The organism is Antarctobacter aquimaris (assembly GCF_900184945.1).
GTDB classification, from domain to species: domain Bacteria; phylum Pseudomonadota; class Alphaproteobacteria; order Rhodobacterales; family Rhodobacteraceae; genus Maliponia; species Maliponia aquimaris.
In genome coordinates this window covers 1-945 of sequence record NZ_FXYF01000050.1, presented here as the reverse complement: position 1 = coordinate 945, position 945 = coordinate 1, and the positions used below count along the sequence as shown (strand labels likewise).

1 protein-coding gene is annotated in these 945 nt (G+C 61.8%); it reads left to right on the top strand.

All coding sequences use genetic code 11. The features are described 5' to 3' along the window. Nucleotides 1-6 precede the first annotated feature (6 nt). Nucleotides 7-945, top strand: a protein-coding gene (locus MAA8898_RS25595; RefSeq protein ID WP_094023832.1) for an IS630 family transposase whose coding sequence is annotated in 2 segments (ribosomal slippage) — nucleotides 7-348 and nucleotides 351-945 — 937 coding nt annotated over the 2 segments. Because the reading frame shifts where the segments join, the coding sequence is not laid out codon by codon here. This gene is flagged as partial in the annotation.

Genomic DNA, 945 nt, shown 5'->3' with positions numbered 1-945 from the left:
TGGATCATGTCGGCACCTTTACCGGAAGCTCTTCGGGCGCGGTTTCAGAGATTGATTGAAGAAGGGTTAAGCGGGCGTGCGGCTGCGTTGCGGCTGAAGGTGTCGCCTGCCACTGGGGCGCGTTGGGGGCAGGCGATCCGCCGGACAGGTCAGGCCCAGGCTGCGCCGCAAGGTCGACCCAAAGGCAAGGGCAAGCTTGACCCGCATCGCGCCTTCTTCGCCGAGGTCATTACGCAGGACGGCGACATCACGATGCCGGAACTGGCGTCTGCCTTGCACGACGCGACCGGTGTGTGCGCGCACCCGAACGCGATCGGAAAGTTCCTTCGCAAGCTCGGCTACACGCACAAAAAAAGTCGCTGGTTGCTGCCGAGCGTCGCCGCACCAAGGTAAGGCGGCAGCGCGAAGACTGGTTCAGGCACCGTATCCCGGCTGTGTCAGCGCACCCGGAACGCGTTGTCTTCATTGACGAAACGTCCGTGAAGACGAACATGACCCGGTTGCGGGGATGGGCACCGCGTGGGGATCGCTTGGTCATGGACGCCCCATTCGGGTCGTGGGGGACACAAACCTTCATCGCGGGGCTCACCGCCGATGCTATGATCGCACCCTGGGTCATCAAGGGGGCAATGGATGGTCCCGCCTTCGCGGCCTATGTCGAGAAAGTGCTGGTCCCGGAATTGCCCCCCGGCACCGTGGTCATTCTGGACAACTTGGCCACGCACAAGAACGCCGCCGCAGCCAGCGCGATGAGGGATGCAGGGTGTTGGTTCCTGTTCCTGCCGCCCTACAGCCCCGACCTCAACCCCATCGAAATGGCCTTCTCTAAGCTCAAGGCCCAACTCAGACGGATCGGCGCGAGGACATTCACCGAAATGTTCAAAGCAATCGGTCATGTCTGCGACCTCTACTCGGAGCAAGAATGTTGGAACTACTTCAAGGCTG